General features: G+C 73.5%; 15 protein-coding genes. 3 read left to right on the top strand and 12 right to left on the bottom strand.

Going from position 1 to position 17362, the window contains the following annotated elements; translation table 11 throughout:
* Positions 1 to 18: 18 nt before the first annotated feature.
* Genes ACFQTY_RS13095 through ACFQTY_RS13110 form a run of 4 tightly spaced genes read right to left on the bottom strand, consistent with a single transcriptional unit; the run spans position 19 to position 4760 of the window.
* Positions 19 to 801, bottom strand: coding sequence for a GNAT family N-acetyltransferase (locus tag ACFQTY_RS13095; RefSeq protein ID WP_378101083.1), 783 nt, complete (start codon positions 799 to 801; stop codon positions 19 to 21).
* A 10-nt stretch (positions 802 to 811) separates the two neighbouring features.
* Positions 812 to 2590: an aspartate--tRNA ligase gene (gene aspS, locus ACFQTY_RS13100; RefSeq protein ID WP_378101085.1), complete on the bottom strand. Its 1779-nt coding sequence runs from the start codon at positions 2588 to 2590 to the stop codon at positions 812 to 814.
* A 53-nt stretch (positions 2591 to 2643) separates the two neighbouring features.
* The gene (gene hisS, locus ACFQTY_RS13105; protein WP_378101087.1) at positions 2644 to 4008 is read right to left on the bottom strand and encodes a histidine--tRNA ligase; all 1365 of its coding nucleotides are present in this window, start codon (positions 4006 to 4008) and stop codon (positions 2644 to 2646) included.
* A 44-nt stretch (positions 4009 to 4052) separates the two neighbouring features.
* Positions 4053 to 4760 carry an MBL fold metallo-hydrolase gene (locus ACFQTY_RS13110; protein ID WP_378101089.1) on the bottom strand — a complete coding sequence of 236 codons (708 nt, stop codon included), beginning with the start codon at positions 4758 to 4760 and terminating at the stop codon, positions 4053 to 4055.
* Positions 4761 to 4948: 188 nt separating this feature from the next.
* Here ACFQTY_RS13110 and ACFQTY_RS13115 point away from each other — a divergent pair, with 188 nt between their 5' ends.
* The 3 genes from ACFQTY_RS13115 (at position 4949) to ACFQTY_RS13125 (ending at position 8247) form a co-directional block, all read left to right on the top strand.
* Entirely contained in the window at positions 4949 to 5731 is a 783-nt protein-coding gene (locus ACFQTY_RS13115; protein ID WP_378101091.1) for a peptidylprolyl isomerase, read from the top strand.
* Entirely contained in the window at positions 5728 to 7602 is a 1875-nt protein-coding gene (locus tag ACFQTY_RS13120; protein ID WP_378101093.1) for a DUF349 domain-containing protein, read from the top strand. Before ACFQTY_RS13115 ends, ACFQTY_RS13120 begins: the two co-directional genes overlap by 4 nt.
* A gap of 87 nt (positions 7603 to 7689) precedes the next feature.
* Positions 7690 to 8247 (top strand): hypothetical protein, encoded by a 558-nt coding sequence (locus ACFQTY_RS13125; protein WP_378101095.1) that lies wholly within the window; start codon positions 7690 to 7692, stop codon positions 8245 to 8247.
* A gap of 33 nt (positions 8248 to 8280) precedes the next feature.
* Here the strand turns inward: ACFQTY_RS13125 and ACFQTY_RS13130 are convergent, their stop codons facing one another.
* From ACFQTY_RS13130 to ruvC, 8 genes are all read right to left on the bottom strand, one after another.
* On the bottom strand, positions 8281 to 10590 hold the full coding sequence (locus ACFQTY_RS13130) for a RelA/SpoT family protein (RefSeq protein ID WP_378101097.1): 2310 nt from the start codon (positions 10588 to 10590) through the stop codon (positions 8281 to 8283).
* Between the two features lie 143 nt (positions 10591 to 10733).
* Positions 10734 to 11297 (bottom strand): adenine phosphoribosyltransferase, encoded by a 564-nt coding sequence (locus ACFQTY_RS13135; RefSeq protein WP_337972763.1) that lies wholly within the window; start codon positions 11295 to 11297, stop codon positions 10734 to 10736.
* Positions 11294 to 12391: a protein translocase subunit SecF gene (gene secF / locus ACFQTY_RS13140; RefSeq protein WP_378101099.1), complete on the bottom strand. Its 1098-nt coding sequence runs from the start codon at positions 12389 to 12391 to the stop codon at positions 11294 to 11296. The genes ACFQTY_RS13135 and secF overlap by 4 nt, the downstream gene beginning before the upstream one ends.
* A complete protein-coding gene (secD, locus tag ACFQTY_RS13145) occupies positions 12391 to 14349 on the bottom strand; it encodes a protein translocase subunit SecD (protein WP_378101101.1) in 1959 nt (652 codons plus the stop codon). Before secD ends, secF begins: the two co-directional genes overlap by 1 nt.
* 66 nt (positions 14350 to 14415) lie before the next feature.
* Positions 14416 to 14889: a preprotein translocase subunit YajC gene (gene yajC, locus ACFQTY_RS13150; protein WP_291762782.1), complete on the bottom strand. Its 474-nt coding sequence runs from the start codon at positions 14887 to 14889 to the stop codon at positions 14416 to 14418.
* A gap of 93 nt (positions 14890 to 14982) precedes the next feature.
* Complete coding sequence (gene ruvB / locus ACFQTY_RS13155; protein ID WP_378101796.1) at positions 14983 to 16017, bottom strand: Holliday junction branch migration DNA helicase RuvB; 1035 nt, start codon at positions 16015 to 16017, stop codon at positions 14983 to 14985.
* 31 nt (positions 16018 to 16048) lie between these two features.
* Positions 16049 to 16669 carry a Holliday junction branch migration protein RuvA gene (ruvA, locus tag ACFQTY_RS13160; protein WP_378101104.1) on the bottom strand — a complete coding sequence of 207 codons (621 nt, stop codon included), beginning with the start codon at positions 16667 to 16669 and terminating at the stop codon, positions 16049 to 16051.
* 77 nt (positions 16670 to 16746) lie between these two features.
* Positions 16747 to 17313 (bottom strand): crossover junction endodeoxyribonuclease RuvC, encoded by a 567-nt coding sequence (ruvC, locus tag ACFQTY_RS13165; RefSeq protein WP_378101106.1) that lies wholly within the window; start codon positions 17311 to 17313, stop codon positions 16747 to 16749.
* Between the last annotated feature and the right edge of the window lie 49 nt (positions 17314 to 17362).

The following is a 17362-nucleotide window of genomic DNA, read 5'->3' on the forward strand; positions in this document are numbered from 1 at the left end:
GCGGAGGGTGCGCCGACGTCAGTGGCTGGGGTGCGTCGCCTGCTCACCGACAGGCCGGTACGAACGACGCTCATGGTCCGTCCGGAACCCGAGCGCCGCATACATCGCGAGCGCCGCGTGGTTGTCGGCCCAGACGCCGAGGGACACCCACGGCGCGCCGGCGTCCAGCCCGTCCCGCACCGCCGCGGCGGTGAGTGCGCGGCCCCAGCCCTGACGGCGATGCGACGGCCGCACGCCGAGCCCGTGCAGGTGCCACGTGTGCTGCTGCGGCGTCGCCGCTCCACGCCGTGACGCGCCGATGACGCCGATGAGCCCGCCGTCGGGCGCCCGCACTCCCCACCAGCCCGCCTCGTGCGGCCCGGTGGGGTCGGCCTCCGTACCCGGGTTCGCCGTCCGCAGGCACTCCCGGATCGCCGGTCCGTCGGCCTGCGGATCGAGGCGTACGACGTCGCCCTCCCTCGGCTGCGCCGACGGCGGGCGGTCGGCCGAGAGCCAGTCCCAGCCGGGCAGCGGTTCCAGTCCGAGCTCGGCGCACACGGCATCGGGAAGGCCGACGTCGCGCGGCATGCTCAACCACAGCACGGGCCCGTGTAGCTCACCGGACCGGACGAGTGCCGTCACCAACCGTGCGGCACCGCCCCGCTCGCCGTAGGCCGCCCCCGTGGTGCCGCGATCTCGTGCGGCGAGCGCGACCAGTGCGTGCTCGTCGTTCAGCACCCGAGCGGAGCCGAGGCGTTCCGCGTCGGAGCACACGAGCCGGTCGTGCCGCCACCGTGGGGGCAGCTCGTCCAACGCCGTCATGCGGCAGACGTCAGAGCGCGGGCGCCGGTGCGGGCGCCTTGGGCTTGGCGTCCACCCCGGCCTCGCGGCGCTGCTCGGGCGTGATCGGAGCCGGCGCACCCGTCAGCGGGTCGAATCCGCCTCCGGACTTGGGGAACGCGATCACGTCGCGGATCGACTCGGCGTGCGTGAGCAGCGCGACGATCCGGTCCCAGCCGAACGCGATTCCGCCGTGCGGCGGGGCGCCGAACTTGAAGGCGTCGAGCAGGAAGCCGAACTTCTCCTGCGCCTCGTCGTGGTCGATCCCCATCACCGCGAACACGCGCTCCTGCACGTCGCGACGGTGGATACGGATCGAACCGCCGCCGATCTCGTTGCCGTTGCAGACGATGTCGTACGCGTACGCCAGGGCGTTGCCCGGGTCCTCCTCGAACCGGTCGACCCACTCCGGGGTCGGCGACGTGAACGCGTGGTGCACGGCCGTCCAGGCACTGGTGCCCAGCGCGACGTCGTCGTCCTCACCGGTGGGCTTGAACAGGGGGGCGTCGACCACCCACACGAACGACCAGGCGTCCTCGTCGATCAGCTCGGCACGCCGGCCGATCTCCAGCCGCGCAGCACCGAGCAGCGCGCGCGCCTCGGATGCCTTGCCCGCGGCGAAGAACACCGCGTCGCCCGGCTTCGCGCCGACGACGGCCGCCAGCCCCGCGCGCTCCTCGTCGGAGATGTTCTTCGCCACCGGCCCGGCCAGCTCGCCGTCGTCGCCGACCGTCACGTAGGCGAGGCCCTTGGCGCCACGCTGCTTGGCCCAGTCCTGCCACGCGTCGAACCCGCGGCGCGGTGTCGCCGCTCCCCCGGGCTGCACGACGGCGCCGACGTACGGCGCCTGGAACACCCGGAACGGCGTGCTCGCGAAGTACTGCGTCAGGTCTGTCAGCTCGAGGCCGAACCGCAGATCCGGCTTGTCGGTGCCGTACCGCGCCATGGCGTCGGCGTAGGTCATCCGCGGGATCGGCGTGGTCAGGTCCACGTCGATCAGCGCCCAGACCTCCTTGAGCACACCCTCGGCGACGGCGATCACGTCGTCCTGGTCGACGAAGCTCATCTCGACGTCCAGCTGGGTGAACTCCGGCTGCCGGTCGGCGCGGAAGTCCTCGTCCCGGTAGCACCGGGCGATCTGGTAGTACCGCTCCATCCCCGCGACCATCAGCAGCTGCTTGAACAGCTGCGGCGACTGCGGCAGGGCGTACCAGCTGCCGGGCGCCAGGCGCGCCGGCACCAGGAAGTCGCGGGCGCCCTCGGGCGTCGAGTGGGTCAGCGTGGGCGTCTCGAACTCGACGAATCCCTCGGCGTCGAGCACCCGGCGCGCCGCCTGGCTCACCTTGGCGCGCAGCCGCATCGCGTGTGCGGGGGCCGGCCGGCGCAGGTCCAGGTAGCGGTACTTGAGGCGCGCCTCCTCGCCCACCGGCTCGTTGAGCGAGGTCGACACCTGGAACGGCAGGGGCGCCGCCTCGTTGAGCACGACGACGTGGTCGGCGACGACCTCCACCTCGCCCGTGGGCAGGTGCGGGTTCTCGTTGCCCTCCGGGCGGCGGCCCACGGTCCCCGTCACCTGCAGCACGTACTCGGCGCGCAGCTCGTGCGCCACGGCCTCGTCGCGGATCACCACCTGCGCGATCCCGGAGGCGTCCCGCAGGTCGACGAACGCCACGCCACCGTGATCACGCCGCCGGTCCACCCACCCGGTGAGGGTCACGGTGGTGCCGATGTGCTCGGCTCGCAGCGAGCCGGCGGTGTGGGTGCGCAGCACGGGTCGTCCTTCGTCGTCAGGGGGTGGGCGCCCGGCGGGGCGCCCGCACGATCCTAGTGCGCGTCTCCCGGCACCACCCTGGGCCACCGGTCGGCCGCGGGCGGTTCCCAGGCGGCTGCGTCGGCAGCCACCTGCTCGCCGGAGCGGATGTCCTTGACCTCGTCGGGCGCGCCGTCGGCACCGAGGAACCAGACGAACGGGATGCCGCGACGGTCCGCGTGCCGGATCTGCTTGCCGAACTTGGCCGCCGCCGGCGCGACCTCGACGGGGATGCCGCGGCTGCGCAGCGTGGCCGCCACCTCGTCGGAGCGCTGCCGCGAGTCCTCGTCCGTCACGGCCACCAGCACGGCCGTCGGCACCGCACGGGTCGCGCGAACCAGGCCGGCGGACAGCAGCCGGGAGACGAGCCGGCTCACGCCGACCGAGAGTCCGACGCCGGGGTAGGTCGTGGCACCGTCCGACGCCAAGGTGTCGTACCGGCCGCCGGAGCAGATGGACCCGAGGTGCTCGTGGCCCACGAGCACCGTCTCGTAGACCGAGCCGGTGTAGTAGTCCAGGCCTCGCGCGATCTTCAGGTCCGCGACGACGGTGCCCGGCAGCCGTGCGGCGGCTGCCCGGACGAGCGTGCCGAGCTCCTGCAGCCCCTCGTCGAGAAGGTCGGACGAGACGTCGTACCGCTTCGCCAGGTCCCGCACGCGGTCGACGACGCCCCCGTCCGGCCCGGAGATCGCCGCGAGCTCGAGGCAGGCCGTCGCCTGGTCGGCGGACGCCCCGGCCTCCTCGACCAGCAGCTCGGCCACCACCTCCGGGCCGACCTTGTCGAGCTTGTCGATGCTCCGCAGCACCGCCTCGACGTCGTCCAGACCCAGACCGCGGTAGAAGCCCTCCGCGACCTTCCGGTTGTTCACCAGCACCCGCACCGGCGGCACGCCGACCTCCTGCAGCGCAGAGAGCGCCTCGGCCATCACCAGCGGCAGCTCGACCTCGTAGTGGTACGGCAGCGAGCCGGCGCCCACCACGTCGATGTCCGCCTGGATGAACTCCCGGAACCGCCCGTCCTGGGGTCGCTCACCGCGCCACACCTTCTGGATCTGGTACCGACGGAACGGGAAGGCGAGGTGCCCGGCGTTCTCCAGCACGTACCGAGCGAACGGCACGGTCAGGTCGAAGTGCAGGCCGAGGGTGTCGCCCCGCTCCTCCTGCTGCGGGTCGGCCTGCAGGCGCCGCAGGACGTAGACCTCCTTCGAGGTCTCCCCCTTGCGCAGCAGCTGGTCCAGCGGCTCGACGGCGCGGGTCTCCACACCGGCGAAGCCGTGCAGCTCGAACGTGCGCCGGAGGACGTCCAGCACGTGCTGCTCGACGATCCGACCTTCGGGGAGCCACTCGGGGAATCCGGACAGCGGTGTGGGGCGTGCCATGGGCACCGATCCTCCCAGAACAGCGCGCCAGGGCGGTCCGCGGCTCAGCGCAGGTAGGGGTTCCGCGCGAGCTCGGTCGCCAGATCGGTCGCCGGGCCGTGCCCCGGCAGGACGACGGACCGGGGCGGGAGCGAGCGCACGACGAGCCGGAGGGTCCGGCTCATGGCCACGGCGTCGCCCCCGGGAAGGTCCGTCCGGCCGACGGTGCCGGCGAACAGCACGTCCCCCGTGAGGGCGATCGGCCGCTCGTCCGGTGGTTCCAGCACGTAGACGACCGATCCCTCGGTGTGACCGGGCGCGTGCCGGGCCACCACGGAGAGCTCTCCGAGCGCGAGCCGCTCCTCGGCGGCGCCGTCCGCGCACACCGGACGCACGTCGTGCGGCGCGACCCAGTCCGACGGGTCGGCGCCGAGCCGCCGGAGCTCGGCGGCCAGCGGACCGTCGGGCGAGCCGACCGCCGCGCCGAGCACGCCGAGGGTCCCCCACGGGTCCGCGAGCCGGTAGACGTCGTCCGCGTGCACGACGACGGGGACGCCGAACCGGTCGGACAGGCGACCCGCGTCCCACGTGTGGTCGGCGTGCCCGTGCGTCGCCAGCACCGCCTGCGGTCGCAGGCCCCGCTGCGCCACGAGCGCGACGACCGTGTCAGCGACCAGGGCGCCGGGGTCGACGACCACGCAGGACGCCTGCTCCCCCACGACGACGCAGCAGCGGGCCCCGAGCAGGGGCGAGATCACCTCGAGGACCTCCACCCCGGCACGGTACGACCGTCGGTCCGTGGAGAGCGTCCACCTCGTGCGCACGGCGGACGAGATCCACCGTCGGACCAGCGGGCGTGGTGGTCGTGGCGCCGCGCCCCTTGCCTAGACTGTGCCCGGTCCTACGGCGCGGTGCCGCAGGTGGTCCCACTCACCTGGCCCGCACATCACGAGGGGTGGGCGTGTCCAGCAAGCGGGAGCGGGAGTACGAGCGTCGGCGGCTCGAGAAGTGGCAGGAGCGCCAGGCTCGCGCGCGGGCGAGGCGCCGTCACCGCCAGCGCCTCGGGCTCGGCATCGGGTCCGTGGTCGCGGTCGTCGCCATCGCGGTGGTGCTCGTGATCAGCCTGACCCGGGACGGCGGCAAGGCCGCCGCCGCGCCCAGCGCGACGCCCTCGGGCCAGGCGACGATCTCGACGGCGGCACGCACGGGCAACGGCGGCGTGCTGCCCGACAAGTCGCTGGCGCAGAACCGCACCTGGACGGCGAAGGTCATCACCAACAAGGGCGACATCACGATGACGCTCGACGGGGCTGCGGCGCCGCAGGCCGTCGCGAACTTCGTCACGCTCGCCGGCCAGGGCTACTTCGACTCGACCAAGTGCCATCGGTTGGTCACCTCGGGCATCTACGTGCTGCAGTGCGGCGACCCGACGGCGACGGGCACCGGAGGCCCCGGGTACAGCTGGGGCCCGATCGAGAACGCCCCCGCTGACAACGTGTACAAGGCCGGCACCGTCGCGATGGCGCGGCAGTCCGGCAACGCCAGCTCGATGGGCAGCCAGTTCTTCCTGGTCTACGCCGACTCGACGATCCCGTCGGACTCGGCGGGCGGCTACACCGTGTTCGGCCACATCACGTCCGGTCTGGACGTGCTGAAGGCCATCGCAGACGCGGGCACCGTGACGGTGGGTACCACCACCGCCCCGGCGTCGGACGTCATCATCGAGGGAGTGGAGACCCAGTGACGCAGAGCCCCCAGACGCCGACGGCGCCCGACGAGGACGGCGAGGCCACGACGGTCCCCACCACGGCGGAGGCCGCGAACGACGTCGACACGGCAGTCGAACCGGCCCCCGAGCCGGTGACGGCCCCCGCCGAACCGGCCCCCGAGCCGGTGACGGCCCCCGCCGAACCGGCCCCCGAGCCGGTGACGGCCCCCGCCGAACCGGCCCCCGAGCCGGTGACGGCCCCCGCCGAACCGGCCCCCGAGCCGGTGACCGCCCCGGCCGAGCAGCCTGCTGCTGCCGCGTCGTCCGACGACGAGCCCGCTCCTGCCGACCAGGGTGACGACGGTGCGCCCGCCGACGAGAGCACGGAGCCGACGGCCACCACGGTCGCCGCCGATGCAGCGGAGCCCACGACCGCTGAAGCACCGGCTGCGCCGGAGGCCGGGAGCCCGCTGCCCGACACCGCCCCCGCGCCGTCGGCCCCGGTCCCCGGACCCCGACCGGCTCCTCGCCCCGGCCCCCGCCCCAGCCCCGCCTCGGTTCGGCCGACGCCTCGTCCTGCCGGCCGACCCGCGGCGGCGGCTGCACCGGCTGCAGCGCCCGCCCCGGTCGCGCCGGTGGACCCCGCTGAAGCGGCGCGCGCGGCCGAGTTCGGCCGCGTCGACGACACCGGGACGGTGTTCGTCCGCGACGGCGAGACCGAGCGTGAGGTCGGCCAGTTCCCCGGCGCCACCCCGGACGAGGCACTCGCGCTCTACGTGCGCCGGTTCCTCGACCTGCAGGCCAAGGTGGTGCTGTTCGAGGCGCGGCTCTCCGCGACGGACCTCTCGGTCAAGGAGATCGACCAGACCCTCGCCAAGCTGACCGAGGAGCTGGCGGCGCCCGCAGCGGTCGGTGACCTCGTCGGGCTGCGCGAGCGCCTGGACGCCCTGCGTGCCGTCGCTGCCGAGCGGCGTGCCGCCGCCGAGGCCGAGCGCGCGGCCGCGCGCGAGGCTGCTGCCGCTGCACGCACCACGTTGGTGGAGCAGGCGGAGAAGATCGCCGAGACGGACCCCAGCCGGATCCAGTGGCGGCCGGCGGGCGAACAGCTCCGCGCGCTGCTGGACCAGTGGAAGGAGGCCCAGCGCTCCGGGCCGCGTCTCGACAGGGCGACGGAGGAGGCGCTCTGGAAGCGGTTCAGCCACGCGCGCACCACGTTCGACCGCGAGCGACGGCACTTCTTCGCCGAGCTCGAGTCGCGGAACGCCGCGGCCAAGGGCGCCAAGGAGGCGCTGGTGGCCGAGGCCGAGCGGCTGTCCGCCAGCACCGAGTGGGGGCCGACGGCGGGTGCCTTCCGTGACCTCATGACGCAGTGGAAGGCCGCCGGACGGGCCAGCCGCCCGGTCGACGACGCGCTGTGGGCCCGGTTCCGCGCCGCCCAGGACGCCTTCTTCGCGGCACGCGACGCGGCCAACCAGGCCACCGACACGGAGTACCAGGCGAACCTCGTCGTCAAGGAGGCGCTGCTCGCCGAGGCGGAGGCCCTGCTGCCGGTCCGGAACCTCGGTGCTGCCAAGGCGGCCCTGCGTTCCGTGCAGGAGCGCTGGGAGGCGGCCGGGAAGGTGCCCCGCGGGGACGTGCAGCGCGTCGAGGGCCGTCTCCGTGCGGTCGAGCAGGCCGTCCGGGAGGCGGACGACGCCCAGTGGCGCCGGACCAACCCGGAGACGAGGGCCCGCGCGGAGGGGGCTGCCGCCCAGCTCGAGCAGGCGATCGCCGGTCTCGAGGCGGACCTCGCTCGTGCCCGTGCCAAGGGTGACGCCCGCGCCGTGGCGGAGGCGCAGGCGGCGCTCGACGCTCGCCGCGCCTGGCTCGAGCAGGTTCAGCGCGCAGCGCAGGACGCCCGGGGCTGAGCGCCTGGCGCCCGCCGTCGGGCCCCGCGGCCGGGGTCGTCCACAGGGCGGTCAACCGGTCGCCGTGCCCGACGGCATGCTGACGGCGTGTCCGCGCTCCATGCCCTCGTGCCCGTCCGCGTACCCGTTCCCGAGCTTGTCCGCAGGAGCGATGTCGGTGCGCTTGCGTGGGCCGGCATGTGCCGCGACGGGACGGTGGCGGTGCTGTGGGGCGACGTCGCCGTCGCTGCCGGTCTCGACGTCTCACCGATCATGCGGCTGGCTGCCGTCGCGGACGTCGTGCCGGCTCGCGGCGTGGTCGGTCGGGCGAGTGCCGCATGGGTCCACCTCGGCGGTCCTGCACCGTCACGCGTCGACGTGCTCGTTCCCCCGAGGGGCCGGCGCACGGACCCTGACCCGTGGCGGTCGAGTGCCGAGGCCCCGCTCCCCGCGGAGGACGTCCTGACCCTGGGTCGCATCCGGGTGACGACCGTCCAGCGGACCGGGCTGGACGTCGCACGGTGGCTGCCCGCGCCGGTGGCTGCCGTGCTGCTCGAGGGCCTGTGCGGGCTCGGGTTCGACCCGGCGGCGGCCCGGGCGCGGCTGGAGGAGGTCGCGGGAGGACGCGGGCTGCGGCAGGCTCGCGAGCTGCTCGGCCGGCTGTGAGGACCCGGACCCGGCGGGTCGCCAGGCGCGGGCTCAGGCCCGGATGGCCGGCTCGTCCGCCGTACGGGCTCCGGTGATCCGGTAGACGTCGAAGACGCCCTCGACCTTCCGGACCGCGGAGAGCACCGAGGCCAGGTGGGACGGCTCCGCCATCTCGAACACGAACCGGGACAGCGCCACGCGGTCCCGGGACGTGGAGACCGCCGCCGACAGGATGTTGACGTGGTGGTCGGACAGCACCCGGGTGACGTCCGACAGCAGTCGGGACCGGTCCAGCGCCTCGACCTGGATCTGCACCAGGAACAGCTGCGAGCTCGTGTGACCCCAGCTGACGTCCACCAGCCGCTCGGGCTGGCTGCGCAGGTTGTCGACGTTCACGCAGTCGGCCCGGTGCACGCTCACGCCGGCGCCGCGGGTGACGAAGCCGATGATCTCGTCGCCCGGAACCGGCGTGCAGCACTTGGCGAGCTTGACCCAGACGTCGTCGACGCCCTTGACCACCACACCCGGGTCGCCCGTGCGCACCCGCCGGGCCGTCGGCCCCGGACGCGCCGTCTCGGCGATGTCCTCCTCCGCCGCGGGCTCGCCGCCGAGCGAGTGCACCAGCCGCTGGACCACGGTGCTGGCGGCGACCTGGTTCTCCCCGATCGCCCCGTACAGCGCGGTGACGTCCGGGTACCGCATCTCGTTCGCCAGGGCGACGAGCGACTCGTGCGACAGCAGCCGCTGCATGGGCAGGTTCTGCTTGCGCATCGCCTTGGCCAGCGCGTCCTTGCCGCGCTCGACGGCCTCCTCGCGGCGCTCCTTGGTGAACCACTGCCGGATCTTGTTCCGGGCGCGCGGGCTCTTGACGAAGCCCAGCCAGTCGCGCGACGGGCCGGCGGTCTCCGACTTGGAGGTGAAGACGTCGACGACGTCGCCGTTCTCGAGCGTCGAGTCCAGCGGCACGAGTCGGCCGTTGACGCGGGCGCCCATCGTCCGGTGGCCCACCTGAGTGTGCACGGCGTAGGCGAAGTCGACGGGCGTCGATCCCTGCGGCAGCGCGATGACGTCGCCCTTGGGTGTGAAGACGTAGACCTCGGACCCGGCGATCTCGAAGCGCAGCGAGTCGAGGAACTCCGTCGGGTCGGCCGTCTCCTTCTGCCAGTCGACCAGCTGACGCAGCCACGTCATGTCGCCGGCTGCCTCGGCGGTGCCGCTCTTCGCGTTCTCCTTGTACTTCCAGTGGGCCGCGACGCCGTACTCCGCGCGACGGTGCATGTCGTGCGTCCGGATCTGGATCTCCACCGGCTTGCCGCCGGGCCCGATCACCGTCGTGTGCAGCGACTGGTACAGGTTGAACTTGGGCATCGCGATGTAGTCCTTGAACCGGCCCGGCACCGGGTTCCATCGCGCGTGCAGCGCCCCGAGCGCCGCATAGCAGTCACGGACCGTGTCGACCAGGACGCGCACGCCCACGAGGTCGTAGATGTCGGCGAAGTCGCGGCCCCGCACGATCATCTTCTGGTAGATCGAGTAGTAGTGCTTCGGGCGGCCGGTGACCGTCGCCTTGATCTTCGCGGCCCGCAGGTCGGCGCTGACCTGCTCGCGGACGATCCCGAGGTACTCCTCGCGGGCCGGCGCCCGCTCGGCGACCAGGTGCACGATCTCGTCGTAGACCTTGGGGTAGAGCGTCGCGAACGCGAGGTCCTCGAGCTCCCACTTGATGGTGTTCATGCCGAGCCGGTGGGCCAGCGGGGCGTAGATCTCGAGCGTCTCGCGCGCCTTGCGCTCGGCGGAGGCCGGGGAGACGAACTTCCAGGTGCGCGCGTTGTGCAGCCGGTCGGCCAGCTTGATGACCAGGACGCGGATGTCGTGCGCCATCGCGACGACCATCTTGCGGACGGTCTCGGCCTGGGCGGCGTCCCCGTACTGCACCTTGTCGAGCTTGGTCACGCCGTCGACCAGCATGGCGACCTCGGGACCGAAGTCGGTGCGCAGCTGGTCGAGGGAGTAGTCGGTGTCCTCGACGGTGTCGTGCAGGAGCGCCGCGGCCAGCGTGGACGGCGTCATGCCCAGCTCGGCCAGGATGGTGGCGACCGCGACGGGGTGGGTGATGTACGGGTCACCGCTCTTGCGCAGCTGGCCGCGGTGGGCCTTCTCTGCGACGGCGTACGCCTGCTCGAGGATCGACAGGTCAGCCTTCGGATGGTTCGTCCGGGCGGCCTGGAGCACCGGTTCGATAGCCGGCGACGTCGTGGTCCCGCGGCCGCTGAGCCGTGCGAGACGGGCACGCAACCGTGCGCTCGAGCCGTGGGAGTCTCCGGGGTCCGACTGCGCGGGCGCGACCTGCTGCTCCGTCATGTCGACACCCCCTCTCCCCGCGGTCCCACTACCAACGCCCGACGAGGGTCACCGATTCCGTCGGGCGGTGCGGCACCGCTGTGTGCGTGCGAGTGTACGGCGGGACGTCCGGGGGCCGTCACGCAGCCCGTCCGGGCGGAGCCTCACGGCAGGGTCAGCAGCGCGTCAACCGGTACGCCGGGCACCTGGTCGCGGCCTCGGAGCGCCGCCAGCTCGGCCAGGACCCCGATGCCGACCACCTGGGCGCCGCAGTCGGCGAACAGGCGCAGCGTGGCAGCCGCGGTGCCGCCGGTGGCCAGCACGTCGTCGAGCACGAGCACCCGGGAGCCCGCCGGAACGGTGAACGGGTGCAGCTCCAGCGTCGCCGTGCCGTACTCGAGCTCGTAGGTCTCGGAGAGCGTCGGACCGGGCAGCTTGCCCGCCTTGCGCACCGGCACCAGGCCGGCGCCGAGCGCGACCGCGACGGGTGCTGCGAGGAGGAAGCCGCGCGACTCCATCCCCGCCACCAGGTCGACGGGGCCGGGCGCGGCCGCGGCCATGACGGCGACCAGGTCGGCGAACGCCTGCGCGTCGGCCAGCACCGGGGTGATGTCGCGGAACAGGATGCCCGGCTCCGGGTAGTCGGGAACCTCGCGCATCAGCTCCGAGACGCGTGCCGCGACCGCCGCACGGTCGGGGACGCCGGACGCTGCGGGTGCGGCGCTCACCGGCGCCGGCGGCGCGGCTGGGCCGCGACGCCCTGGTGCGAGCCTGGGTGAAGCGGACCGACGGTGCGCGTGGCGGCGCCCACGAGGGGTGCCTCGCCGGCAGCGGCCGGCGAACCGGATCCGGTCCGGGCGGCGAGCACCCGGTCGCGGTGCGCACGCAGCGCCGGCTCCCGCTCCCGGAGCGTCACCTCGAGCGGGGTCGCCAGGAAGATGGACGAGAACGTGCCGACCAGCATGCCGACGAACAGGGCGAGGGCGATGTCGCGCAGCGTCCCCGCGCCGAGGACGAACGCGCCGATGAACAGGATCGACGCGACGGGCAGGAGCGCGACGACCGAGGTGTTGATCGACCGCACCAGCGTCTGGTTGACCGCGAGGTTGGCCTTCTCCGCGTAGGTGTAGCGCGACTGGTCGAGCACGCCGTCCGTGTTCTCGCGCACCTTGTCGAACACCACGACGGTGTCGTAGATCGAGTAGCCGAGGATGGTCAGGAAGCCGACCACCGTCGCCGGGGTGACCTCCCAGCCGACGGCCGCGTAGACGCCGGCGGTCAGCGTGACGTCGTGGAACAGCGCGACCAGCGCCGAGACGGCCATCCGCCAGTTCCGGAAGTACAGCGTCATGACGGCCGCGACGAGCACGAGGAACACGACGAGGCTGGTCGCCGCCTTGCGGGACACGTCACCGCCCCACGTCGGGCCGATGAACGTGCTGGTCACCTGCGTCTCGGGCACCCCGTAGGCCTTCGCGAGCGAGCCCTTGACCTGCTCCACCTGGGTGTTGCTCAGCGTGCGGGTCTGCACGCGCAGCGCGCTGCTCCCCACCGAGCTGACGCGCGGCACCTCCTTGGTGTCGACGGCCTGCACGGTCGTGACCGCGAGCTGCTGGTCCTTGTTCGAGATGCCGGAGACGACGAACTCCGAGCCGCCGCGGAACTCGATGCCCGGGTTGAGGCCGGGGGCGAAGAGCAGCACCACGGAGCTGAGGACGAGCACGGCGGCGACCACGTACCAGACGCGCCGGCGGCCGACGATGTCGTAGGAGCGCCGACCGGTGTAGAGGTCGTTGCCCCACTGGGCGAATCCGACGGCCATCAGTGCTCGTCCCCTTCGGTGGCGGTGGGCGTCTCGTCGGCACCGGCGTCGGTGGGCGGGCTGCCTGCCTGGGCTCGTCGCTGGGCGGCCCGCCGTTCGGCGATCGTCATGCCGCCGGCGGCGGCCGCCGGGCCCGTGCCTGCGCCGGAGCCGACGGGCACGGGGTTGCGGCGACCGCGCCCCGGGTCGGCCGCCTCGGGGGCCGCCGTCGCGGTGGACTCGCCGGCGGTGACCACACGGCCGCGCCCGACGTAGCGGGTGGTCGGCACGCCGAGGCGCCGCGGGTCGAGGCCGGAGAAGCGGTGGCCCTCGGTGAAGAACGGCCAGCGGCTGATGATCTCCATCATCGGGTGCGTGAACGTGAAGACGATGACGAGGTCGATGATCGTCGTCAGGCCCAGCGTGAACGCGAAGCCGCGCACGCTGCCGACGGCGAGGACGTAGAGGACGACGGCGGCGAGGAAGTTGACCGCGTCGGACGCCAGGATGGTGCGCCGTGCCCGGTCCCAGCCGCGCTCGACCGCACCGCCGAGCACGCGCCCTTCGCGCAGCTCGTCGCGGATCCGTTCGAAGTAGACGATGAAGGAGTCGGCCGTGATACCGATCGCCACGATCAGACCGGCGACACCGGGGAGCGACAGGCGGTAGCCCTGCGTCCAGGACAGCAGGGTGATCACCGCATACGTGATGATCGCGGCGAGCACCAGCGAGGCGACGGTCAGCAGACCGAGCACCCGGTACTGGACCAGCGAGTAGATGACGACCAGCACCATGCCGATCAGGCCGGCGAGCAGGCCCTTCTGCAGCTGCTCGGAACCGAGCGTCGCCGAGATCTGCTGCTCGCTCTCCACCTGGAAGCTGATCGGCAGCGCGCCGAAGTTCAGCTGGCTGGCCAGCGTGGCCGCGCTCTGCCGGGTGAAGGACCCGGAGATCTCCGCCTGACCGTTGTTGATGACGCCGTTCATCGTCGGCGCCTCGATGACGAGACCGTCGAGGACGATGCCGAACCGGTTGAGCGGCGCCGTCTCGCTGTAGAGCCGCGAGCTCACGTTGCCGAACTGCGTGGTGCCGGTGGAGTCGAACGACAGCTCGACCACCCACTGGTTGCCGGTGCCGCCGTTCTGCAGGCGGTTGAGGCCCGACGAGGCGCTGGCGATGTGGGAGCCCTTGACCTCGACCGGCCCGAGGATGTACTTCGCGGTGCCGGCGGTGTCGCAGGTCACGAAGGCGGCGTCGGCCGGGCCGTTGACACCACCCGTCCGGTTGGACGCCTGCGTGCAGTCCAGCGCGTCGAACTTGGCCTGCACGTCCGGCGTGACGTAGTAGGCGACGTCGCTCGGCGACGTCGGTCCGCTGGCCGACGGGGACGGTGCCGGCGTGGCGCCCGCGGAGGCCGCAGGGCTCGCACTTGCCGACGCGGCAGGGTTCGCCTCGGCCGTCGCCGTGGCGGACGGCGTCGCGGCGGGCGTCGCCGCGGGGGTGGCGGCGGACGACGGGGTCGCCCCGGGTGTCGGGGTGGCGGAGGCGGTCGCGGACGGCGACGGGCCCGGGTTGCCCACCTGCAGCACCGGCCGGAACTCCATCTGGGCGGAGGTCCGCACCAGGTTCAGCGTCTCGTCGGACGGGTGGCCGGGAAGCGCGACGACGATCTTGTTGCCGCTCTGGCTGGTGATCTGAGCCTCGGCGACGCCGGAGGAGTCGACACGCTGCCGGATGACGTCGATCGCCTGGTTGATCGTCGTGGAGGTCACCTGACCGGCCTGCTGCGCGACCGGCGTGAGGATGATCTGGGTGCCGCCTTCGAGGTCGAGGGCCAGCTTCGGCGCGAACGTCGCGGAGGACCACTTCGTCCCCGCGACGATCGCGGCGAAGGCCACGACGATCAGGACGCCGAGCGTGGTGAGCGTGCGGACCGGGTGTTGCCGGCGTGTCGGAGCGGCCAACGTCTTCTCTCTCATGCGCGCACCGGCGACGCCTGCCGCCGGTGGGGACGAGGCCGAGGGCGCGTCCCCCGGCCGGTGCTGCTACTTGGTCTGCGAACCACCCTCGCGGTCCGGGCGGTCACCGTCGGTCGTGGTCGGCTCCGCCGTGGTGCCCGGCTCGTCGGCGGCGGACGGCGTGCTCGTGCCTGCGGCGGGGCGGGTGCTGTCCTGGGTCGGCAGCGGCTCGAGCGACGAGATGTCGTCCGGCACGTCGATGGGCTCGTCCTCGTCGTCGTCCGCCTCGCCGATCTCGGCGACGACGGGCTCGATCTTCTTGGAGATCGCGGCGCGCAGCCAGCGGGTACGGCTGCCGGGCGTGGACTCGAGGGTGATGACGTCGCCCTCGACCTCGACCACCGTGCCGAAGAACCCGGAGCCGGTCATCACCTCGTCGCCCGGCTCGAGCGTGTTGCGGAACTCCTGCGCCGCCTGCTGCTGCTTGCGGGTGCGGCTCGACATGAGCCACATCGCGCCGAAGGCCAGCGCGATGATGATGTAGAAGCCGTAGTTGCCCATGGGCGCGGGAGTCTCCTGCAGATCGGGTGTGTCCGCCGCAGTCTAGGCGCCGCGACTGGTGCCTCCAACGCGCATGGGTCCCATCCGGTTCCGTCAGGCGAAGAGCGTGTCCGTGGGCTGCGGCGGCCGCAGACCGAGGTGCTCCCAGGCGGCCGGCAGGGCGACGCGACCGCGCGGCGTGCGGCCCACCAGACCCTCCCGGACGAGGAACGGCTCCGCGACGGTCTCCACCGTCTCGGGTTCTTCCCCCACGGCGACCGCCAACGTCGTCAGGCCCACCGGTCCCCCGCCGAAACGGGTGCAGAGGGCGCTGAGCACGGCTCGGTCCAGCCGGTCGAGGCCGCGCTCGTCGACCTCGTACACGGCGAGCGCGGCACGGGCGGCGGGGAGGTCGAGCTTCCCGTCGCCGCGCACCTCCGCCCAGTCACGCACGCGCCTCAGGAGCCGGTTGGCGATCCGTGGCGTGCCGCGCGACCGCGAGGCGATCTCCACGGCGGCCCGGCGGTCGAGCGGGACGCCCAGCAGGCCGGCCGAGCGCACGAGCACCTGCTCCAGCTCCGCGGTGTCGTAGAAGTCGAGGTGGCCGGTGAAGCCGAAGCGGTCCCGCAGCGGCGCCGGCAGGAGCCCCGCGCGGGTCGTCGCGCCGACGACGGTGAACGGTGGGAGCGCCAGCGGGATCGCGCTCGCGCCGGCGCCCTTGCCCACCATCACGTCGACCCGGAAGTCCTCCATGGCGACGTACAGCAGCTCCTCGGCCGGCCGGGCGAGGCGGTGGATCTCGTCGAGGAAGAGGACCTCCCCCTCCTCCAGGGAGGACAGCACCGCGGCCAGGTCGCCCGCGTGCTGGATGGCCGGGCCGCTCGTCACGCGCAGCGACGTGCCCAGCTCGGCCGCGATGATCATCGCCAGCGTCGTCTTGCCGAGCCCCGGCGGTCCCGAGAGCAGCACGTGGTCGGGCGCCTTGCCGCGCGCGGTGGCCGCCTGGAGCACGAGCGACAGCTGGTCGCGGACGACGCGCTGGCCGACGAACTCGTCCAGCCGTCGGGGGCGCAGCGCGGCCTCGGCCGCCCGCTCGACGTCGTCCGCGCCCGAGCGGACCAGCGAGTCGGCCCGGAACCGTTCCGTCACGGTCTCCTCGGGCGCGTCGCCGTACGCGGGCTCAGCCACGCGCACCGCCCAGCGTGCGCAGCGCGGCACGGAGCACGCCTGCGACGTCCTCGGCGGAGATCGGCTCCGTGCTGCCGTCGAGCACCGAGGCCACCGCGTCCTGCGCCGTCCGCGCCTGCCAGCCGAGACCGACGAGCGCCTCGACCACCTGGTCGCGGCGGTCCGAGGGTGCGGCTGCCGCTACCGGGCCGGCCGCGGTCGCACGGACGGCGGGGGCACCGAGGCGGTCGCCCAGCTCGAGGACGATGCGCTGCGCACCCTTGCGACCGATGCCCGGCACACGCTGCAGCGCGGCGAGGTCCTCGTCCGCCACCGCCCTGCGCAGTCCGTCCGGGGTGTGCACCGCCAGCATGGCGAGGGCGAGCCGCGGCCCGACGCCGCTGACCGTCTGGACGACCTCGAAGACGTCGCGCTCGTCGTCGTCGGCGAAGCCGTAGAGCGTCAGGGAGTCCTCGCGGACGACCAGCGTCGTGGACAGCGTCGCGGCGCTCCCGACGCGGAGGCCGGCGAGCGTCGTCGGCGTCGCCTGCACCAGCAGGCCCACACCCCCCACCGCGAGCACGGCCGAGTCCAACCGAACTGCCAGCACGGTGCCCTGGATCGAGGCGATCACCGCGGCCTCCTGTCTCCGGGTCGTCGTCCGCCGTCATGCTGCCACATCGCAGCGAACACCTGTACGAACGACACGGACTACCTGCGACGGCGGGAGGCCTGCTCGGCGGCGGCCCAGGCGCGCTGCGCGGAGGTTAGCGAGCCCGGCGCGCGCTGCGGTGCGCCGAGCGCGCCGGCCGGTCGCCACAGGTGGCAGATCGCCAGGGCGAGCGCGTCCGCTGCGTCGGCGGGTCGCGGCAGCTCGGACAGGTCCAGCAGGCGGGCGACCATCGTCTGCACCTGCGACTTCCCCGCGGTGCCGCTGCCCGTCACGGCGGCCTTCACCTCGCTCGGCGTGTGCAACGCCACGGGGATGCGGCGGCGGGCTGCAGCGACCAGCGCGATCCCGGCCACCTGCGCGGTCCCCATCACCGTGCGCACGTTGTGCTGGGCGAACACCCGCTCCACGGCCACCGCGTCGGGCCCGTGCTCCTCGATCCACTCCTCGAGCTGCTGCTCGATGCGCCACAGGCGCTGATCGACCTCGGCGGTCGGCTCGGACCGGGCGACGCCGACCGCGACGAGCCGCAGCTGCCGTCCCGGGAGCCCGTCGACCACGCCGATGCCGCACCGGGTCAGGCCGGGGTCGACTCCGAGGACGCGCACGTGGTGATGATGGACCGCGCCCGGCAGCCGCGGTGCGCGACGTGCCGGG

It is taken from the genome of Cellulomonas sp. T2.31MG-18 (genome assembly GCF_964266755.1).
GTDB lineage: Bacteria > Actinomycetota > Actinomycetes > Actinomycetales > Cellulomonadaceae > Cellulomonas.

What these genes read in the sequence shown, in the direction of transcription:
- ACFQTY_RS13095 (WP_378101083.1), bottom strand. Translation starts at nt 801, where the DNA reads ATGACGGCGTTGGACGAGCTGCCCCCACGGTGGCGGCACGACCGGCTC.
- hisS (WP_378101087.1), bottom strand. Translation starts at nt 4,008, where the DNA reads ATGGCACGCCCCACACCGCTGTCCGGATTCCCCGAGTGGCTCCCCGAA.
- ACFQTY_RS13130 (WP_378101097.1), bottom strand. Translation starts at nt 10,590, where the DNA reads ATGACGGAGCAGCAGGTCGCGCCCGCGCAGTCGGACCCCGGAGACTCC.
- secF (WP_378101099.1), bottom strand. Translation starts at nt 12,391, where the DNA reads ATGGCCGTCGGATTCGCCCAGTGGGGCAACGACCTCTACACCGGTCGG.
- secD (WP_378101101.1), bottom strand. Translation starts at nt 14,349, where the DNA reads ATGAGAGAGAAGACGTTGGCCGCTCCGACACGCCGGCAACACCCGGTC.
- yajC (WP_291762782.1), bottom strand. Translation starts at nt 14,889, where the DNA reads ATGGGCAACTACGGCTTCTACATCATCATCGCGCTGGCCTTCGGCGCG.